General features: G+C 62.4%; 17 protein-coding genes. 10 read left to right on the top strand and 7 right to left on the bottom strand.

All coding sequences use genetic code 11. From position 1 onward, the window contains the following. On the top strand, nt 1–254 hold a 254-nt coding region (locus AD664_RS07870), incomplete at its 5' end, for a transposase (protein ID WP_157061553.1). A 111-nt stretch (nt 255–365) separates the two neighbouring features. Here the strand turns inward: AD664_RS07870 and AD664_RS07875 are convergent. From AD664_RS07875 to AD664_RS07890, 4 genes are all read right to left on the bottom strand, one after another. Then, complete coding sequence (locus AD664_RS07875) at nt 366–770, bottom strand: SufE family protein (protein WP_053145740.1); 405 nt, start codon at nt 768–770, stop codon at nt 366–368. Beyond that, nucleotides 767–1,972, bottom strand: coding sequence for a cysteine desulfurase (locus AD664_RS07880; protein WP_053145741.1), 1,206 nt, complete (start codon nt 1,970–1,972; stop codon nt 767–769). The genes AD664_RS07875 and AD664_RS07880 overlap by 4 nt, the downstream gene beginning before the upstream one ends. 74 nt (nt 1,973–2,046) lie before the next feature. Further along, nucleotides 2,047–3,081, bottom strand: a complete 1,035-nt coding sequence (gene dapD, locus AD664_RS07885; protein ID WP_047736705.1) for a 2,3,4,5-tetrahydropyridine-2,6-dicarboxylate N-succinyltransferase — start codon at nt 3,079–3,081, stop codon at nt 2,047–2,049. A gap of 33 nt (nt 3,082–3,114) precedes the next feature. Beyond that, nucleotides 3,115–3,477, bottom strand: a complete 363-nt coding sequence (locus tag AD664_RS07890; RefSeq protein WP_053145743.1) for an ArsC family reductase — start codon at nt 3,475–3,477, stop codon at nt 3,115–3,117. 207 nt (nt 3,478–3,684) lie between these two features. Here AD664_RS07890 and AD664_RS07895 point away from each other — a divergent pair, with 207 nt between their 5' ends. Continuing rightward, nucleotides 3,685–5,322, top strand: coding sequence for a Na+/H+ antiporter (locus tag AD664_RS07895; protein WP_053145745.1), 1,638 nt, complete (start codon nt 3,685–3,687; stop codon nt 5,320–5,322). 322 nt (nt 5,323–5,644) lie between these two features. On the opposite strand, the gene dapC is transcribed toward AD664_RS07895, so the two are convergent. From dapC to map, 3 genes are all read right to left on the bottom strand, one after another. Further along, nucleotides 5,645–6,844: a succinyldiaminopimelate transaminase gene (gene dapC, locus AD664_RS07900; RefSeq protein WP_042732547.1), complete on the bottom strand. Its 1,200-nt coding sequence runs from the start codon at nt 6,842–6,844 to the stop codon at nt 5,645–5,647. Nucleotides 6,845–6,981: 137 nt separating this feature from the next. Continuing rightward, nucleotides 6,982–9,684 (bottom strand): [protein-PII] uridylyltransferase, encoded by a 2,703-nt coding sequence (locus tag AD664_RS07905; RefSeq protein WP_053145747.1) that lies wholly within the window; start codon nt 9,682–9,684, stop codon nt 6,982–6,984. 47 nt (nt 9,685–9,731) lie between these two features. Beyond that, nucleotides 9,732–10,514 carry a type I methionyl aminopeptidase gene (map, locus tag AD664_RS07910; protein WP_042732549.1) on the bottom strand — a complete coding sequence of 261 codons (783 nt, stop codon included), beginning with the start codon at nt 10,512–10,514 and terminating at the stop codon, nt 9,732–9,734. A gap of 464 nt (nt 10,515–10,978) precedes the next feature. Here map and rpsB point away from each other — a divergent pair, with 464 nt between their 5' ends. The 8 genes from rpsB to rseP all read left to right on the top strand — a co-directional run bounded on the left by rpsB (nt 10,979) and on the right by rseP (nt 18,497). After that, nucleotides 10,979–11,716 carry a 30S ribosomal protein S2 gene (gene rpsB / locus AD664_RS07915; RefSeq protein WP_053145749.1) on the top strand — a complete coding sequence of 246 codons (738 nt, stop codon included), beginning with the start codon at nt 10,979–10,981 and terminating at the stop codon, nt 11,714–11,716. A 194-nt stretch (nt 11,717–11,910) separates the two neighbouring features. Next, nucleotides 11,911–12,777 (top strand): translation elongation factor Ts, encoded by an 867-nt coding sequence (gene tsf, locus AD664_RS07920; protein WP_042732228.1) that lies wholly within the window; start codon nt 11,911–11,913, stop codon nt 12,775–12,777. Nucleotides 12,778–13,032: 255 nt separating this feature from the next. After that, a complete protein-coding gene (pyrH, locus tag AD664_RS07925) occupies nt 13,033–13,776 on the top strand; it encodes a UMP kinase (RefSeq protein ID WP_003189161.1) in 744 nt (247 codons plus the stop codon). Continuing rightward, nucleotides 13,773–14,330: a ribosome recycling factor gene (frr, locus tag AD664_RS07930; RefSeq protein ID WP_042732229.1), complete on the top strand. Its 558-nt coding sequence runs from the start codon at nt 13,773–13,775 to the stop codon at nt 14,328–14,330. Before pyrH ends, frr begins: the two co-directional genes overlap by 4 nt. Nucleotides 14,331–14,343: 13 nt before the next feature. Then, entirely contained in the window at nt 14,344–15,099 is a 756-nt protein-coding gene (gene uppS / locus AD664_RS07935; protein ID WP_053145751.1) for a polyprenyl diphosphate synthase, read from the top strand. Next, entirely contained in the window at nt 15,099–15,905 is an 807-nt protein-coding gene (locus tag AD664_RS07940) for a phosphatidate cytidylyltransferase (RefSeq protein WP_042732231.1), read from the top strand. Before uppS ends, AD664_RS07940 begins: the two co-directional genes overlap by 1 nt. Then, the gene (gene ispC / locus AD664_RS07945; RefSeq protein ID WP_053145754.1) at nt 15,902–17,092 is read left to right on the top strand and encodes a 1-deoxy-D-xylulose-5-phosphate reductoisomerase; all 1,191 of its coding nucleotides are present in this window, start codon (nt 15,902–15,904) and stop codon (nt 17,090–17,092) included. The genes AD664_RS07940 and ispC overlap by 4 nt, the downstream gene beginning before the upstream one ends. A 52-nt stretch (nt 17,093–17,144) precedes the next feature. Further along, nucleotides 17,145–18,497: a sigma E protease regulator RseP gene (rseP, locus tag AD664_RS07950; RefSeq protein WP_053145757.1), complete on the top strand. Its 1,353-nt coding sequence runs from the start codon at nt 17,145–17,147 to the stop codon at nt 18,495–18,497. The last annotated feature ends 43 nt before the right edge of the window (nt 18,498–18,540 follow it).

Here is an 18,540-nt window from a genome sequence, read left to right on the forward strand (position 1 = left end):
CGGGAATCGCCCCCTACAACGACGACAGTGGCAATCACAGCGGCAAACGTCAGATTTACGGAGGAAGAGCGCGGGTCAGACGTGCGCTTTATATGTCGTGCTGGGTTGTCATCCGCTATCACGCCGACTTCAAGGCCCGGTACGAAGCACTTCGAGGGCGAGGCAAGAGCGCGAAAGTCGCGCTCATCGCCTGCATGCGAATATTGCTAATCAGACTGAATGCCATGCTTCGAGACGGCACTGAATGGCGGTGACGGGTGGCAGAGGTAAGACAGTTGCTCCCACAGTGAATAGGGGGTGTTCACAAGATTTGTGTTCAATGAGATCCCCTGTGGGAGCGGGCTTGCTCGCGAAGCTTTTAACGATCAGCGAGTCAGCGCAATCATCCGCTGCAACACCGCATTCAACCCATTACTGCGCGAAGGCGATAGCTGGCGCGACAATCCCAGTTCACCAAACCAGCCCGGCAGATCGACCTCGCGCAACTCGGTCGCCGACAACCCATTGACCCGCGCCAGCAGCAGCGCCACCAGCCCGCGAATCAATCGCGCATCGCTGCTGGCGGCAAATTGCCAATGTCCGTCCTGCAACCGACCCACCAGCCACACCTGGCTTTCACAGCCGTTGACCAGGTTGGCGTCGCATTGCTCGGCCTCGCTCAACGGTGGCAGGCGCTCGCCCCATTGCATCAGCAGCCGGGCGCGCTGTTCCCAGCCTGAAGCCTGCTGGAAGGTCTGCAACGCCGTGACAGCTTCGGCCGGCAGGTTCATCGCAGCATCTCCAGGGCTTGGTCCAGGGCTTCGAAGAAGCGTTCGAGGTCGGCCGAATCGTTATACAACGCCAGCGACACCCGGATCGCGCCCGACAGGTTCAGGTGCTTGAACAGCGGCATGGCGCAGTGATGCCCGGCGCGTACGGCGATGCCTTGCTCGGTCAGCAGGTGGGCCAAATCGGCGTTATGCACGCCGTCGACGCCGAAGCTGACCAGCGCCAGCCGAGGTTGGCCCACCAGGCGTATGCCTTTGCGTGCCTGCAAGCCATAGAGCAGGTAGTCGTGCAGCGCCGCCTCATGCTCGATGACCGCGGGCGCATCGAGATCGGCCAGGTAATCCAGGGTCGCCCCCAGGCCAATCACGCTGGCGATCGGCGGCGTACCGGCTTCAAACCCCAGCGGCGCCGGGCGGAACGTGGCGCTGTGGTAATCGGCCTGTTGCACCATTTCACCGCCAAACTGCCAGTGACGCAGTTCGCTCAATGCCTCGTGGCGGCCGTACAACACGCCCAGCCCGTCGGGCCCGTAGAGCTTGTGGCTGGAGAACACATAGAAGTCGCAGCCCAGGCCTTGCACGTCGTGCCGGCCATGAACCACGCCCTGGGCGCCATCGATCACCGTCAACGCGCCGTGGGCCTTGGCCAGGGCCAGCAGCGCCGGCAATGGTTGCCAGGCCCCCAGCACGTTGGACAACTGACTCACTGCCAGCAGGCGCGTACGCGGCCCGATCAGCTGCGTGGCGGCGCCCACGTCGATGACCCCGTCGGCGTCCAGCGGCAGCACCACCAGCGTCAACGCACGGCGTTCAGCCAGTTGTTGCCACGGCAGCAGGTTGGCGTGGTGTTCGAGGGCGCTGACGACGATTTCATCGCCCGGCTTGAACAGATGTTCCAGCCCGTAGGCCAGAAGATTCAGCGCGCAGGTCGCGCCGTGGGTAAAGACGATCTGCCCGCTGTCGCCTGCGTTGAGCCATTGCGCGACTTTAAGGCGACTGTCTTCGAAGGCCTGGGTAGCATGGGCGCCTGGCAGATGTTGCGCGCGATGCACGTTGGCCGCGCCGTTGGCGTAGTAGTGCACCAGGGCATCGAGCAAGGCTTGGGGTTTTTGCGTGGTGGCGGCGCTGTCCAGGTAGGTCTGGCCTTGCCGGTGCAGGGCGGCGATGGCCGGGAAGTCGGCACGCCAGGGAGAGGGGATCAACATGCTTTCGGGCCCTGCTGGGTTACGCCGGACCCTGTGGGAGCTGTTCGCTCCCACAGGTGACTGTGTGAAGCGCCTTAGTTGTGCGCGTGCAGAGCTTCGTTCAGCTCGATGGCCGATTTGTGGGTTTTGCACTCCACCGCGCCGGTTTCGGAGTTGCGGCGGAACAGCAGGTCGGGCTGACCAGCCAGCTCGCGGGCCTTGACCACTTTGACCAGTTGGTTGTTCTCGTCCAGCAGTGCGACCTTGGTGCCGGCGGTCACGTACAGGCCCGACTCCACGGTGTTGCGGTCACCCAGTGGAATACCGATACCGGCGTTGGCGCCGATCAGGCAGCCTTCGCCCACCTTGATCACGATGTTGCCGCCACCCGACAGGGTGCCCATGGTGGAGCAGCCGCCGCCCAGGTCCGACCCCTTGCCGACGAACACGCCCGCCGATACGCGGCCTTCGATCATGCCCGGGCCTTCGGTGCCGGCGTTGAAGTTGACGAAGCCTTCGTGCATCACGGTAGTGCCTTCGCCCACGTAGGCGCCCAGGCGAATCCGCGCGGCGTCGGCGATACGCACGCCGGCCGGGACCACGTAGTCGGTCATTTTCGGGAACTTGTCCACCGAGAACACTTCCAGCAGCTCGCCACGCAGGCGGGCTTCGAGCTGGTGCTCGGCCAGTTCGGCCAGGTCGATCGCGCCCTGGCTGGTCCAGGCGACGTTCGGCAGCAACGGGAAAATCCCGGCCAGGTTCAGGCCATGGGGCTTGACCAGGCGATGGGACAGCAGGTGCAGCTTGAGGTAGGCCTCAGGCGTCGAGCTCAATTGGGCGTCTTCGGCCAGCAGGGTGGCAACCAGCGGCTTGTGGCTCTCGGCCAGGCGGGTCAGCAGGGCGGCTTGCGCGGCGTCGACGCCCTTGAGCGCTTCGGCCAGTTGCGAGGCCTGGGCGGTGGTGAAGGTGATCGCCTGGTTGCCTTCGCTGTAGCCAAGGATGGGCGCGATGGCGCTGACGATGGCCGCCGACGGGTTGAGCAGCGGTTGTGCGTAGAACACTTCCAGCCAGGCGCCTTGACGGTTTTGAGTGCCGACACCGAAGGCCAGGCTGAACAGGGTAGTGGACATGGACATTACCTCAACAAAATGGACTGGGCAGGTTTACTTGAGCGCTGCCGCATAAATATCTGGCTTGAAGCCAATCAGGGTTCGGTCGCCGAGATCAAGCACCGGGCGCTTGATCATCGAGGGTTGGACGAGCATCAGTTCGATGGCTTTCGACTGGTCGAGATCGGCTTTGCGTTCGTCGTCGAGCTTGCGAAAGGTCGTACCGGCGCGGTTCAACACCACTTGCCAGCCATGTTCGTCGCACCACTGGGTCAGGTGCTCACGGTCGATGCCGGCGCTCTTGTAGTCGTGGAAGTCGTAGCGTACAGCGTGTTCATCGAGCCAGGTGCGCGCTTTTTTCATCGTGTCACAGGCTTTGATGCCGAAAAGGTGCAACGTTTTGCTTGAATCGGTCAAGGAACTGCCCCCTTTGCAGGTGCTGGGAATAAAAGGTGACGGATTATGCCATGACCGGACGGTTTCGCGGCGGCCTGGGTTGATTTGCCCCAAAGCCTTGGAGAGGGTGCGACATAGGTGTAACGGTCAGCGCCATGCTAAGCGACTAATATGGCACTTCAACGGCAAGCTGTTGCCGGATGTGTGTGGCTGTCAATGGAACCCCCTATGCAAAGCGCTTATACCGTCCTGATCCTGCTGACACTGGTGGGTGTCTCGCGTTTGATCGGGCGGTTGATCCCCCTGCCGTTGCCGCTGGTGCAGATAGGCGCAGGGGCCGTGCTGGCCTGGCCGTCCCTGGGCCTGCACGTGGCCCTCGATCCCGAACTGTTCCTGTTTCTGTTCTTGCCCCCGCTGCTGTTCTCCGACGGTTGGCGTATGCCCAAGCGTGAGCTGTGGCGCCTGCGCGGGCCGATCCTGACACTGGCGGTGGGCCTGGTGCTGTTCACGGTGGTGGGCGCCGGGTATTTCATTCATTGGCTGTTGCCCAGCATCCCGTTGCCGGTGGCCTTCGCCCTGGCCGCGGTGTTGTCGCCCACTGACGCCGTGGCCGTATCGACGATTGCCCGGGACCGCTTGCCCAAGCCGCTGATGCACATGCTCCAGGGCGAAGCGCTGATGAACGACGCCTCTGGCCTGGTGACCTTCAAGTTCGCCCTGGCGGCGGCTATCACCGGGGTGTTTTCCCTGGCCAACGCGAGCCTGGCGTTTGTGTTGGTGGCCGTCGGAGGCCTGTTGGTGGGCGTGGCCCTGAGCTGGCTGGTCGGTCGTCTGCGGGCCTGGATGGTGGCGCGCGGGTGGGATGATCCGGCCACCCACGTGGTGTTCATGCTATTGCTGCCGTTCGCCGCCTATGTGGTGGCTGAGCGATTGGGCGTCTCGGGCATTCTCTCGGCGGTGGCGGCCGGGATGATGCAGAGCTGGCTGGATCTGCTGCCGCGCCAGACCCATACGCGACTGCTCAATCGCAGCGTCTGGTCGCTGTTGGAGTTCGCCTTCAACGGCTTGATCTTCCTGCTGCTGGGCTTGCAGTTGCCGGACATCGTCAAGGCCGTCACCCGCCACGAGACCACGCTGTGGCCGACGTTGTTCTACCTCTGCCTGGAGGTGATGGCGATCTTTCTGGTGTTGCTGGTGCTGCGGTTTGTCTGGGTGCAGAGCATCTGGCGCCTGTCCGGGTGGTTGCGCCGCTGGCGTGGCAAGGGGGAGTTGACCTTGGTGCCGACGGCGCGCTCCTGCTGGCTGCTGACCTTCGGTGGGGTGAGAGGGGCCGTGACGTTGGCGGGCGTGTTATCGGTGCCGTTGCTGTTGGGCGCCGGGGAAGCGTTTCCCGAGCGCGATTTGCTGATCTTCATCGCCGCGGGGGTGATCCTGTTGTCGTTGATCGCCGCCTGCATCGCCTTGCCACTGTTGCTGCGGGGCATCGAGCAAAGCCCCGACGACAAGCGCCGCACCGAAGTGCGCGAGGCCTGGCGCAAGACCGCCGAGGCGGCGATCCGTGCGCTGGAAGTGGAAGAGCCCGCCGAGCCGGCCAGTGCGCCAGCGGCGGCCATGGCGACCGAGGTCAAGGCGCGATTGATGAGTGAGTATCGCCATCAGTTGGAGGTGTTCAACGACTCCGCCGAAGCCCAGGCCCTGGCGTTCGAAATGGACCTGCTGGAACGCCGCCTGCGCCTCAAGGCCCTGAAAGCCCAGCGCCTGGAACTGTATCGCCTCAGCCGCCATCACCAGATCGGCGACGACGTGCTGCGTGAAGTACTGGGGGAGTTGGATTTGGCAGAGGCGAATTTGGGGTTGGTCAAGTAAATCCATCCGGCGTGCTGCGCGAAAGCGGTGGGTCGTTGATTATGATGGGGCTGTGCCGCCGCCTTCGCGAGCAAGCCCGCTCCCACAGCGGTAGGTGGGATGGCTAGATGCTGTGAATGTCCACGATCCAGTGTGGGAGCGAGCTTGCTCGCGATGAGGTAATGTCCGGCAGTGAAGATTTGATGCCGGTCAGAAAGCTCTTGTGGCGAGGGAGCTTGCTCCCGCTGGACTGCGCAGCAGTCTCAAAAAGCGAGGGGCGCTTGGCGCCCCAGCGGGAGCAAGCTCCCTCGCCACAGGTTCAGTGTTCAACCGAAACGGCCTATCAACCCCGGCGTTGGATGAACGCCCGGATCCGCTCGGCCGCTTCCACGCACTCGGCCAATGGGGCGACCAGGGCCATGCGCACGCGGCCGGCGCCCGGGTTGACGCCGTCCACGTCGCGGGACAGGTAGGAGCCTGGTACCACGGTCACGTGTTCCTGCTCGAACAGGTCCCGGCAGAACGCCGCGTCATCGCCTGCCACGTTGGGCCACAAGTAGAAACTGCCGTCGGGGCGTTGCACGTCCAGCACCGGGCTGAGGATCTGCAGCACGGCGTCGAATTTCTCCCGGTACAGCGCCCGGTTGGCGCGTACGTGTACTTCATCGTTCCAGGCGGCGACGCTCGCCAGCTGGGTCTGCACTGGCATCGCGCAGCCATGGTAGGTGCGATACAGCAAGAAGCCCTTGAGAATGTCCGCGTCGCCAGCCACGAAACCGGAGCGCAGGCCAGGCAGGTTGGAGCGCTTGGAGAGGCTGTGGAACACCACGCAACGCTTGAAATCCTTGCGTCCCAGCTCAACGCAGGCGCTGAGCAGGCCCGGTGGCGGCGTCTGTTCGTCGAAGTACAGCTCGCTGTAGCACTCGTCGGCGGCGATCACGAAGTCGTGCTCGTCGGCCAGGGCGATGAGTTTTTTCAGCACATCCACCGGGATCAGCGCGCCGGTCGGGTTGCCGGGGGAGCACAGGAACAGGATCTGGCAGCGCTTCCAGATGTCCGCCGAGACGGCGTCGAAATCCGGGTTGAAGCCATTTTCGTCCAGGCACGGCAGGTAGTGCGGCTTGGCCCCGGCCAGGAACGCGGCGCCTTCATAGATCTGGTAGAAGGGGTTCGGGCTCACGACCAGCGCATCGTCACCGCGGTTGACCACGGTCTGGGTGAAGGCGAAGAGGGCTTCGCGGGTGCCATTGACCGGCAGCACGTGGCGCGCCGGGTCAAGCCAGCCGTTCGGCACGCCAAAGCGTCGCTCGCACCAGCCGGTGATGGCTTCACGCAAGGCCGGAATGCCCAGCGTGGTCGGGTAAACCGCCATCTGGTCCAGGTTGCTGGCCAGGGCCTCGGCGACAAAGCTGGGCGAGCGGTGCTTGGGTTCGCCGATGGACAGGGCAATCGGCCGCTTGTCCGGGTTGGGCGTGACGCTGCCGAGCAGGGCGCGAAGCTTCTCGAACGGGTAGGGCTGCAACTGGTTCAGGGCGTTGTTCATCGGGGGCCTCGTTCAATGTGGGGCGCTAGCCTTGTGGGAGCGGGCTTGCTCGCGAAAGCGGTGTGTCAGGTGATGGTCAGTTGACTGACACACCGCTTTCGCGAGCAAGCCCGCTCCCACAGGGGATATAGAGTGAGTCAGATACTGATGCGCGTCAGGTTGATGTCCGGTTCCTGGTTGACGCTCAAGTGCCGAACCATCTCTTCCTGCAAGCGGCTGCATAACTGTGGGTCGGACAATGGCTGGTTGTGGGCGTCGGTGATGAAGAACACGTCTTCCACGCGTTCGCCGAGGGTGGCGATCTTGGCGTTCTGCAGCGACAGGTCGAACTCCAGGAAGATGTGCCCGACCCGTGCCAACAGGCCCGGACGATCCGGGGCGCTGAGTTCCAGCACGGTGACCTGGCGCAGGGCGTCGTTGTGGATCGTCACCTGCGGGGCAAACGCGAAATGCTTGAGCTGGCGCGGCACCCGGCGCTGGATGATGGTCGGGTAGTCCGCCGGGTTACGCAGTGCTTCGGTCAGGCCTTCGCGGATCTGCTTGATCCGCGCCGGGTTGTCGCCAATCGAGTCGCCGTCGGTGTCGAGCACGATGTAGGTGTCGAGGGTGAACTGGCTGCTGGAGGTGATGACCCGGGCGTCGTGGATGTTCAGGTTGAGCTGGTCCATCGCGGCCACGGTCACGGCGAAGAAATCGTGCTGGTCCGGCGCGTAGATGAAGATCTGCGTGCCGCCCTCGAACTCGCGCTGGGTGGTTTCCTTGATCAGCACCAGGGGCCCGCCATCGGCCGGTTGTTGCAGGATCGCATCGCTGTGCCAGGCCACGTCGCCGGCGGTGTGGCGCAGGAAATAGTCATCGCCCAGTTGCGCCCAGAGCTGCTCGACGTCGTCCGGATCGGTGCCGCCGCGCACCAGGATGTCCAGGGCGGCGCTTTGCGTGCGGCGGATCTGCTCTTCGCGGTCCACGGGGTTTTCCAGGCCGCGGCGCAAGGCCCGCTTGGTCTCGGTGTACAACTGGCGCAACAGGCTGGCGCGCCAGGAGTTCCACAGGCTCGGGTTGGTGGCGTTGATGTCGGCCACGGTCAGCACGTAGAGGTAATCCAGGCGGGTTTCATCGCCGACGATCTGGGCGAAGTCATGGATCACCTGCGGGTCGGACAAGTCCTTGCGCTGGGCGGTGGTCGACATCACCAGGTGGTTCTGCACCAGCCAGACGATCAACCGGCTGTCCCACACCGGCAGTTGGTGTCGCTGGCAGAAAGCCTCGGCATCCACTGCGCCGACCTCGGAGTGATCGCCCTGGCGACCCTTGCCGATGTCGTGGTACAGCCCGGCCATGTAGATCAGCTCGGGCTTGGGCAGCTTGCCCATGAGCTTGCTGGCCAGCGGGAATTTTTCGGACACCTGGGTGTACTGCAGCTTACGCAGATGCTTGATCAGGTTCAGCGTGTGGGCATCGACCGTATAGATGTGGAACAGGTCATGCTGCATTTGCCCGACGATGAAGCCGAACTCCGGCAGGTAGCGCCCGAGGATCCCGTAGCGATTCATCCGCCGCAGGTTGCGGTGCACGCCGATCTTGCATTTGAACAGCTCGATGAACAGGCTGGTGTTGCGGATGTCATGACGGAAATCGTCATCGATCAGGTGCCGGTTTTCCCGCAGCAGGCGAATGGTGTCGGCGCGCACGCCCTTGATTTCCGGCTGCTGGGCCATGAGCACGAAGATTTCCAGCATGGCGAACGGCGTGCGGCGGAACACATTGGGGTGGCGCGCCTCGATGTAGCCGTCGTGCAGTTGGAAGCGCGAGTTGATCGGCTGCGGCGCTTCTTCGTCCTCGGGGGCGAGGATGACTTCCTCGAAGTGCTGGATGATCAGTTCGCTGAGCTGGGCGATGCTCATCACCACCCGGTAGTACTGCTGCATGAAGTTTTCGATGGATTGCTTGGCGTCCTGCCCTTCGAAACCCAGCAGCCCGGCGATGGAGCGCTGGTGATCGAACAGCAGACGGTCTTCGGCGCGTCCGGCGAGCATGTGCAGGGCATAGCGAACCTTCCACAGGAATTCCTGGGAGGAGGCCAGCAAGGCGTTTTCGCTTTCCACCAGGAAACCTTCGCCGGCCAGGGCGCGCAGGTTCAGCGTGCCGTACTGGCGACGGGCGACCCAGAGGATCGTCTGGATGTCCCGCAGCCCGCCGGGCGAGCCCTTGACGTTGGGCTCCAGGTTGTACTCGGTGTCGTTGTACTTGTGGTGACGGGCTTTCTGCTCGGCGTGCTTGGCGAGGAAGAAATCCTTGCTCGGCCACATGTGCGCGGTGCTGGTGACGTCGAGCATGCGTTGGCGCAGGTGCTCGGGGCCGGCAATGGTGCGGCTTTCCATCAGGTTGGTGATGACGGTCAGGTCGGCGCGGGCTTCGTCGGCGCACTCCTGCACCGAGCGCACGCTCTGGCCGACTTCCAGGCCGATGTCCCACAGCAGTGTCAGGAAACGCTCGATGGAATCGCGAAAGACCTCATGGTCGGCGTTGTCCAGCAGGATCAGCAAGTCAATGTCGGAGTAGGGGTGCAACTCGCCGCGCCCGTAGCCGCCGACGGCCACCAGGGCGATGTCGGCGTCCTGGCTCCAGTCGAACTGCTCCCAGGCCTTTTGCAGGATGTTGTCGACGAACCAGGCGCGGTCCTCGATCAGCCGGCGGATATCCCGGCCATTGCGAAAGCGCTGGTCCAGCACCTCGTGGGCCTGGCGGATCGCCTTCTTGAATGCCGAGATGGGGCTTGCCTTCAGGGCCAGTTCTGCCTGGAACTGGCCGCGGTCGAAGAGTTCGGGATCCACCTGCGGCATTAATGGCTTTCCTTTCTATATCTATGGAGCGATAGGCGAGTTGCGGATCAGGCGGAAACGCGTGCGATGGTGTCATCGCTGCGCAGGGTGAAGATCTCGTAACCGGTCTCGGTCACCAGCAAGGTGTGCTCCCACTGGGCCGACAGCTTGCGGTCCTTGGTGATGGCGGTCCAGCCGTCACCCAGCACCTTGGTGTCGGCGCGGCCCTGGTTGATCATCGGCTCGATGGTGAAGGTCATGCCGGCCTGCAGCTCCATGCCGGTACCGGCGCGGCCGTAGTGCAGGATCTGCGGCTCTTCGTGGAACACCTTGCCGATGCCGTGGCCGCAGAACTCGCGCACCACCGAAAAACCGTTCTTTTGCGCGTGCTTCTGGATCACTTCGCCGATGTCCCCGAGGCGGCAGCCCGGCTTCACCAGTTCGATGGCCATGTACATGCATTCCTGGGTGACCTTCGACAGACGCTGGGCCCACTCCGGCACGTTGCCGACATGGAACATGCGGCTGGTGTCGCCGTGGTAGCCGTCCTTGATGACGGTGACGTCGATGTTCAGGGTGTCGCCGTCCTTCAACGGTTTTTCGTTGGGGATGCCATGGCAGACCACGTGGTTGATCGAGGTGCAGATCGACTTCGGGAAGCCTTTATAGTTGAGCGGCGCCGGGATGGCCTTCTGCTCGTTGACGATGAAGTCGTGGCAGATGCGGTCCAGCTCTTCGGTGGTCACGCCCGGCTTGACGTAGTCGGCGATCATTTCCAGCACGTCGGCGGCGAGTTTGCCGGCGACACGCATTTTCGCGATGTCCTCAGGCGTCTTGATGGTCACGGTCATACAGGCTCTCTTTGCGCCCGACGGCGCTGTTCAAAACGAAATGAGCGGCGGATATTGATCCGGGCAGCCCTTTAAAGAGGCGATTCTAACAGACGATCCGGGCAATCCGCGCCTGGCAGCAATACCAGATCGGTCAGGCGCCATAAATAAACCGTGGCGAGGGAGCTTGCTCCCGCTGGGCTGCACGGCAGCCCCAATAAAGCGAGGGCCGCTACGCGCCCCAGCGGGAGCAAGCTCCCTCGCCACGGTTTTGTGCCCGGCTTGAGGTGTTTTGCCTGCCGGCAGAAACCGGATTTCCGTTTTCGCCCTTGCTGTGGTATAAAATGCGCCGCTTTCCGGGGATGACCCCGTAAGCTTAAATCCACACACGTGTCGACACGATGACCTGGGTGCCTTTGGCTCATGAGCCGCTGGTTGGTCATTGGGATACGTGGAGGCCAAACCCGACTTATCAAGGAACTATCATGTCCCAAGTCAACATGCGCGATATGCTGAAGGCCGGTGTGCACTTCGGTCACCAGACCCGTTACTGGAACCCGAAAATGGGCAAGTACATTTTCGGCGCGCGCAACAAGATCCACATCATTAACCTTGAAAAAACCCTGCCAATGTTCAACGAGGCACTGACCTTCGTAGAGCGCCTGGCCCAGGGCAAAAACAAGATTCTGTTCGTCGGCACCAAGCGTTCCGCTGGCAAGATCGTTGCTGAAGAAGCAGCACGTTGCGGTTCGCCGTACGTCGATCACCGCTGGTTGGGCGGCATGCTGACCAACTTCAAGACCATCCGCGCTTCCATCAAGCGTCTGCGTGATCTTGAAGTCCAGTCCGAAGACGGCACTTTCGCCAAGCTGACCAAGAAAGAAGCGCTGATGCGCTCCCGCGATCTTGAGAAGCTGGACCGCTCCCTGGGCGGTATCAAGGACATGGGCGGTCTGCCTGACGCACTGTTCGTGATCGACGTTGACCACGAGCGCATCGCGATCACCGAAGCCAACAAGCTGGGCATCCCGGTCATCGGCGTTGTCGATACCAACAGCAGCCCGGAAGGCGTTGACTACATCATCCCAGGCAACGATGACGCCATCCGCGCCATCCAGCTGTACATGGGTTCGATGGCTGACGCTGTTATCCGTGGTCGCAACAACGTTCAAGGCGGCACCGAAGTCTTCGCTGAAGAAGCTCCGGCGGCAGCCGCTGAGTAATTGACGCCCTGGCGTTGACTCAGTAAGCAAAAAGGGGGCTTGGCCCCCTTTTTGCCACCTCGAAAACCATTTGTCGCCAGCGCAGCTACTTGTTTGTAACTTGCCGCGGTCTATAAACGGTGGTTTTCCAGGAAGAATTGATCGCCCGTTCGATCGGGTGGAATGGTTGAAAACCTATCCAAGAGGATTTTGAAATGGCAGAGATTACTGCAGCGTTGGTCAAAGAACTGCGCGAGCGTACCGGCGAAGGCATGATGGACTGCAAGAAAGCCTTGACCAAGGCTGGCGGCGACATCGAGAAAGCCATTGATGACATGCGTGCTTCGGGCGCCATCAAGGCTGCCAAGAAAGCGGGCAACGTGGCCGCTGAAGGCGCCATCGCCATCAAGGACGACGGTAAAGCCGCCGTTCTGCTGGAAGTCAACTCCCAGACCGACTTCCTGGCCCTGCAGGATGACTTCAAGGCATTCGTTGCTGCCAGCGTCGAGAAAGCCTTTGCTGACAAACTGACCGACGCAGCCCCGCTGATCGAAGCTCAGGAGCAAGCGCGTCTGGTCCTGGTTGGCAAAACCGGCGAAAACGTCAACATCCGTCGCCTGGTTCGCGTTGAAGGTGACGTGGTCGGCACTTACCTGCACGGCAACAAGATCGGCGTAGCGGTTGTCCTCAAGGGCGGCGACACCGAGCTGGCGAAAGACATCGCCATGCACGTGGCAGCGACCAACCCTGAGTTCCTGCTGCCTTCGGACGTTTCGGCCGAAGCGATCGAGCGCGAAAAAGGCGTTTTCCTGCAGTTGAACGAAGAGAAGCTCAAGGGCAAGCCTGCCGACATCGCCGAGAAGATGGTGGCCGGTCGTATCTCCAAGTTCCTGGCTGAAGCCAGCCTGGTCGAGCAGGCGTTCGTCAAGAACCCTGAAGTCAAGGTCGGCGACCTGGCCAAGAAAGCCGGTGCTGAAATCGTTTCCTTCACCTACTTCAAGGTTGGCGAAGGTATCGAGAAGCCGGTCGACAACTTCGCTGAAGAAGTTGCTGCCCAGGTAGCTGCTGCCAGCAAGCAATAAGACAGGTTTTTTCAACTGTCGCCCAGAAGAGGCTGCCCGCTCACGCGCGCAGCCTCTTTTTGGATGAGGATGCCGATTTTTATTGGTTTCCTGTCGGAACTGGCTTACAAAGCCGTGTTCCGATGGCGCTGTGTCAGCGTCAAGCCAGGCTTTGAACGAAAAGTCCCGCAGGCATTTTTCGTTCAACGCACTGAGTGAGTGCAGGCTGCAAACAATCTGCAAATTTTCGTAAATACGCCGCAGGAGAGATTCGCAATGGCTCAGCAGGGCAGTGGTTATCAGGCTCGCTATAAACGCATTCTACTCAAGCTTAGCGGCGAGGCCCTGATGGGCTCGGAAGAGTTCGGGATCGATCCGAAGGTACTGGATCGCATGGCCCTGGAAGTTGGCCAACTGGTTGGAATCGGTGTGCAGGTCGGCCTGGTCATCGGCGGCGGCAATCTGTTCCGTGGTGCGGCGCTGAGCGCGGCCGGCATGGATCGGGTCACGGGCGACCACATGGGCATGCTGGCCACTGTGATGAACGCCCTGGCTATGCGCGATGCCTTGGAGCGTGCCAATATCTCGGCCATCGTGATGTCGGCCATTTCCATGGTCGGCGTGACCGATCATTACGACCGCCGCAAAGCCATGCGCCACCTCAACTCCAAGGAAGTGGTGATCTTTGCCGCAGGTACCGGCAATCCGTTCTTCACCACGGATTCGGCTGCCTGCCTGCGAGCGATCGAGATCGATGCCGATGTCGTGCTCAAGGCAACCAAGGTCGATGGTGTCTACACCGCCGACCCGTTCAAGGACCCGCATGCCGAGAAGTTCGATCATCTGACCTACGATGAAGTACTGGATCGCAAGCTGGGGGTCATGGACCTGACGGCCATCTGTCTGTGCCGCGACCACAAGATGCCGCTGCGCGTCTTTAACATGAACAAGCCCGGCGCCCTGCTGAACATCGTACACGGCGGCGCGGAAGGGACTCTGATCGAGGAAGGCCAACAATGATCAACGAAATCAAGAAAGACGCCCAAGCGCGTATGCAAAAATCCCTGGAGTCTCTGAGCCACGCGTTCGGCCAGATTCGTACCGGCAAGGCGCACCCGAGCATCCTGGGCAGCGTGATGGTGCCTTACTATGGCGCCGACACGCCTATCAGCAGCGTCGCCAACATCACCGTCAAGGATTCGCGGACCCTGCAAGTCGTGGCCTTCGAGCGCAACATGCTCGCGGCGGTCGACAAGGCGATCCAGAGCGCCGGCCTGAACCTCAACCCGACCAACCTGGGCGAGTTGCTGCTGATTTCCATGCCTGCCCTGACCGAAGAAACCCGCAAGGGCTTCACCAAGCAGGCACGCAGCGCGGCCGAGGACGCTCGGGTTGCCGTGCGCAACATCCGTCGAGATGCCCTGGGCGAGCTGAAGAAGCTGGTCAAGGACAAGGAAATCAGCGAAGACGAAGAGCGTCGCGCAGCGGCCGATATCCAGAAGCTGACCGATAAGGCCGAGGCTGACATCGATGCGGCCACCAAGCAAAAAGAAGCGGACCTGATGGCCGTATAAGGGTCCCGTTTTCATGGAAAAGACCAAGCAGGCCTTGCCGTTCGCGGTGCCGCGCCACGTGGCGATCATCATGGACGGCAATAACCGTTGGGCCAAGAAACGCTTCATGCCTGGCGTTGCCGGGCATAAGGCCGGGGTCGACGCGGTTCGCGCGGTCATCGAGGTGTGTGCCGAAGCCGGGGTCGAGGTGCTGACCCTGTTCGCGTTCTCCAGCGAGAACTGGCAGCGCCCGGCCGATGAAGTCAGTGCCTTGATGGACCTGTTCCTCAAGGCCCTGCGCCGCGAGGCCAAGCGCCTCAACGAGAACAAGATCAGCCTGCGCATCATTGGCGATCGCTCGCGCTTCCATCCTGAGCTGCAAGCCGCGATGCGCGAAGCCGAGGCTGCGACGGCGGGAACTGATCGGTTTGTCTTGCAGATCGCCGCCAACTACGGTGGCCAGTGGGACATCGCCCAGGCCGCCCAGCGGCTGGCGCGGGAAGTCCAGGCCGGCCACCTGCGTCCGGAGGACATCACCCCGGACCTGCTGCAGACCTGCCTTGCGACCGGTGATCTGCCCTTGCCGGACCTGTGTATCCGTACCGGTGGCGAACACCGCATCAGCAACTTCCTGCTCTGGCAGTTGGCTTATGCCGAGCTGTACTTCTCCGACCTGTTCTGGCCGGACTTCAAACACGAAGCCATGCGCACCGCACTGGCCGATTTCGCTTCCCGTCAGCGTCGCTTCGGTAAAACGAGCGAGCAGATCGAAGCTGGAGCCCGGGTTTAATGCTTAAACAACGAATCATCACTGCCCTGATCCTGTTGCCTATCGCCTTGTGCGGGTTTTTCCTGCTCGAGGGGGCGAACTTTGCCCTGTTCATCGGGCTGGTCGTGACCTTGGGGGCTTGGGAATGGGCGCGGCTGGCCGGTTTTCCCGCACAGTCGGCACGCATTGCCTACGCTGTGGCCGTGGCCGCCATGCTGTTCATCATGTACCTGGTACCTGGGCTGGCGCCTTGGGTGTTGGGAGCATCGGTGTTGTGGTGGGCGACAGCCACCTTTCTGGTGCTGACCTACCCTCGCACCACCCATCACTGGGCCAATACGGCGACCAAGCTGGTGATCGGCCTGTTGATCCTCCTGCCGGCCTGGCAAGGCCTGATCTGGATCAAGCAGGGCGCGCTGGGCAACTGGCAGATCATGGCCGTGATGGTGCTGGTCTGGGGTGCCGACGTCGGTGCCTATTTTTCCGGTCGGGCCTTTGGCAAGCGCAAGCTCGCGCCAAAAGTCAGCCCCGGCAAGAGTTGGGAAGGGGTCTATGGTGGCCTGGCCTTGAGCCTGGTGATCACCACCGTGGTCGGCTTCGTCCGCGACTGGACCGTGGCGCAGTTGCTGATGGGGCTGTTTGGTGCCGCCCTTATCGTCTTTGTGTCCGTGGTTGGCGACCTGACTGAAAGCATGTTCAAGCGTCAATCCGGGATCAAGGACAGCAGCAACCTGCTGCCGGGTCACGGGGGGGTACTGGATCGTATCGACAGCCTGACCGCCGCGATCCCGATCTTCGCCGTGCTGCTGTGGATGGCGGCATCGTGAGTCGTCCCCAGCTAATCACTGTCCTGGGGGCGACCGGTTCGATCGGCCTCAGTACGCTTGATGTCATCGGCCGGCACCCGGAGCGCTACCAGGTCTTTGCTCTCAGCGGCTTCACGCGCCTGGGCGAGCTGTTGGCCCTGTGCGTTCGCCATGCGCCAAAGTTTGCGGTGGTGCCCGAGGTCGGTGCGGCACAGGCGTTACAGGATGACCTGCGCGCAGCGGGTTTGCCCACGCAGGTGTTGGTGGGGGAAGCCGGGCTGTGCCAGGTGGCGTCCGATCCGGATGTCGACGCGGTGATGGCGGCGATTGTCGGGGCGGCCGGCTTGCGCCCGACGCTGGCGGCGGTGGAGGCCGGCAAGAAGATCCTGCTGGCCAATAAAGAAGCGCTGGTGATGTCTGGCGCACTGTTCATGCAGGCCGTGCGTCAAAGCGGCTCGGTGCTCCTGCCCATCGACAGCGAACACAATGCGATCTTTCAGTGCATGCCGCGGGATTTTTCCCGCGGCCTGGAAGCCGTGGGAGTCCGGCGGATTCTTCTGACCGCTTCCGGTGGGCCGTTCCGTCAGACGCCGCTGGAAGAGTTGCTGCATGTTTCGCCCGAGCAGGCCTGTGCCCACCCGAACTGGTCCATGGGGCGCAAGATTTCCGTGGATTCGGCGAGCATGATGAACAAGGGGCTGGAGTTGATCGAGGCCTGCTGGCTGTTCGACGCCAAGCCGGCCCAGGTCGAAGTGGTGATTCATCCGCAGAGCGTGATTCATTCGCTGGTGGACTATGTAGACGGTTCGGTGCTGGCCCAGTTGGGCAATCCGGACATGCGCACTCCAATCGCCAATGCCCTGGCGTGGCCAGAGCGAATCGACTCCGGCGTCGCCCCGCTGGACCTGTTCGCCATCGCCCGCCTGGATTTCCAGGCGCCGGATGAACAGCGCTTTCCCTGCCTGCGCCTGGCGCGGCAAGCGGCCGAGGCGGGCGGCAGTGCCCCGGCCATGTTGAACGCGGCCAACGAAGTGGCGGTCGCCGCGTTTCTCGATGGGCGTGTCCGTTACCCCGAGATCGCGAGTATGATCGAGGAAGTCTTGAATCTCGAGGCGGTGGTTTCGGTCGATGACCTCGACGCGGTATTTACGGCGGATGCCAGGGCCCGCGAGTTGGCGGGGCAATGGCTGCAGCGCCACGGGCGTTGACGCTGCGATACGTTAGCCAGGGTTGCCCTGGGCAGGATTGCGGAGAAAACAGATGAGCGCGCTCTATATGATTGTCGGCACCCTGGTTGCACTGGGGGTGTTGGTCACCTTTCACGAATTCGGTCATTTCTGGGTCGCGCGTCGCTGTGGCGTCAAGGTGCTGCGTTTTTCCGTAGGCTTTGGCATGCCTTTGCTGCGCTGGCACGACAAGCAGGGCACCGAGTTCGTCGTGGCGGCGATCCCGCTGGGCGGCTACGTGAAGATGCTCGACGAGCGCGAGGGCGAGGTTCCCGCCGACCAGCTCGACCAATCCTTCAATCGCAAGAGCGTTCGCCAGCGTATCGCCATCGTGGCGGCGGGGCCGATCGCCAACTTCCTGCTGGCCATGGTGTTTTTCTGGGCGTTGGCCATGCTTGGCAGCGACCAGGTGCGACCGGTCATCGGTTCGGTGGAGGCTGGCAGCGTTGCTGCCCGGGCCGGGCTCGGCGCCGGCCAGGAAATCGTTGCGATCGACGGCGAGCCGACATCGGGCTGGGCGGCGGTCAACCTGCAGCTGGTGCGTCGGCTGGGTGAAAGCGGTTCGCTGCAGTTGAGGGTGCGCGAGCAGGGTTCCACCGTCGACTCGCCCCGCGAGCTGGTGCTGGACAACTGGCTCAAGGGCGCCGACGAGCCGGACCCGATCCGCTCCCTGGGCATCCGCCCATGGCGTCCGGCGCTGCCGCCGGTGCTTGCCGAACTCGATCCGAAAGGCCCGGCCCAGGCCGCAGGCCTGAAGACCGGCGACCGTTTGCTTGCCCTCGACGGCCAGTCGGTCAGCGACTGGCAACAGGTGGTCGATTCGGTTCGTGTACGTCCTGATACCAAAATTGTGCTGCGCGTGGAGCGCGACGGTGCTCCAATCGACGTCCCGGTCACCTTGGGTGCTCGTGGCGAGAGCAAGGCGCAGACCGGTTACCTGGGGGCGGGCGTCAAGGCCGTCGACTGGCCGCCGGAAATGATCCGCGAAGTCAGTTTCGGTCCGGTGGCGGCCATTGGCGAGGGTGCGCGTCGTACCTGGACCATGAGTGTCCTGACCCTCGACTCACTGAAGAAAATGTTGTTCGGCGAGCTCTCGGTAAAAAACTTGAGTGGACCGATAACCATTGCTAAAGTGGCGGGCGCTTCTGCCCAGTCGGGCGTTGCTGATTTCCTGAATTTCCTTGCTTATCTGAGCATTAGCCTGGGGGTTCTGAATTTGCTGCCCATTCCGGTACTGGATGGGGGGCATCTGCTGTTTTATCTGATCGAGTGGGCGCGTGGTCGTCCCTTGTCGGATCGGGTGCAAGGTTGGGGGATACAGATCGGTATCAGCTTGGTGGTCGGGGTCATGCTGCTTGCCCTCGTCAACGATCTGGGTCGTTTGTAACGCTTCGCCGAATTGCGAATCTGCCGCATTTTGCGGCAGTTTG

The organism is Pseudomonas sp. P97.38 (assembly GCF_001269745.1).
Taxonomy (GTDB): Bacteria; Pseudomonadota; Gammaproteobacteria; order Pseudomonadales; family Pseudomonadaceae; genus Aquipseudomonas; species Aquipseudomonas chlororaphis_E.

Bases quoted from the DNA above. Each gene is read 5' to 3' on its own strand.
- AD664_RS07940 (WP_042732231.1), top strand. From the start codon at position 15,099: ATGCTTAAACAACGAATCATCACTGCCCTGATCCTGTTGCCTATCGCC.
- frr (WP_042732229.1), top strand. From the start codon at position 13,773: ATGATCAACGAAATCAAGAAAGACGCCCAAGCGCGTATGCAAAAATCC.
- rpsB (WP_053145749.1), top strand. From the start codon at position 10,979: ATGTCCCAAGTCAACATGCGCGATATGCTGAAGGCCGGTGTGCACTTC.
- pyrH (WP_003189161.1), top strand. From the start codon at position 13,033: ATGGCTCAGCAGGGCAGTGGTTATCAGGCTCGCTATAAACGCATTCTA.
- AD664_RS07875 (WP_053145740.1), bottom strand. From the start codon at position 770: ATGAACCTGCCGGCCGAAGCTGTCACGGCGTTGCAGACCTTCCAGCAG.
- rseP (WP_053145757.1), top strand. From the start codon at position 17,145: ATGAGCGCGCTCTATATGATTGTCGGCACCCTGGTTGCACTGGGGGTG.
- uppS (WP_053145751.1), top strand. From the start codon at position 14,344: ATGGAAAAGACCAAGCAGGCCTTGCCGTTCGCGGTGCCGCGCCACGTG.
- AD664_RS07895 (WP_053145745.1), top strand. From the start codon at position 3,685: ATGCAAAGCGCTTATACCGTCCTGATCCTGCTGACACTGGTGGGTGTC.
- tsf (WP_042732228.1), top strand. From the start codon at position 11,911: ATGGCAGAGATTACTGCAGCGTTGGTCAAAGAACTGCGCGAGCGTACC.
- dapC (WP_042732547.1), bottom strand. From the start codon at position 6,844: ATGAACAACGCCCTGAACCAGTTGCAGCCCTACCCGTTCGAGAAGCTT.
- map (WP_042732549.1), bottom strand. From the start codon at position 10,514: ATGACCGTGACCATCAAGACGCCTGAGGACATCGCGAAAATGCGTGTC.
- AD664_RS07880 (WP_053145741.1), bottom strand. From the start codon at position 1,972: ATGTTGATCCCCTCTCCCTGGCGTGCCGACTTCCCGGCCATCGCCGCC.
- AD664_RS07905 (WP_053145747.1), bottom strand. From the start codon at position 9,684: ATGCCGCAGGTGGATCCCGAACTCTTCGACCGCGGCCAGTTCCAGGCA.
- dapD (WP_047736705.1), bottom strand. From the start codon at position 3,081: ATGTCCACTACCCTGTTCAGCCTGGCCTTCGGTGTCGGCACTCAAAAC.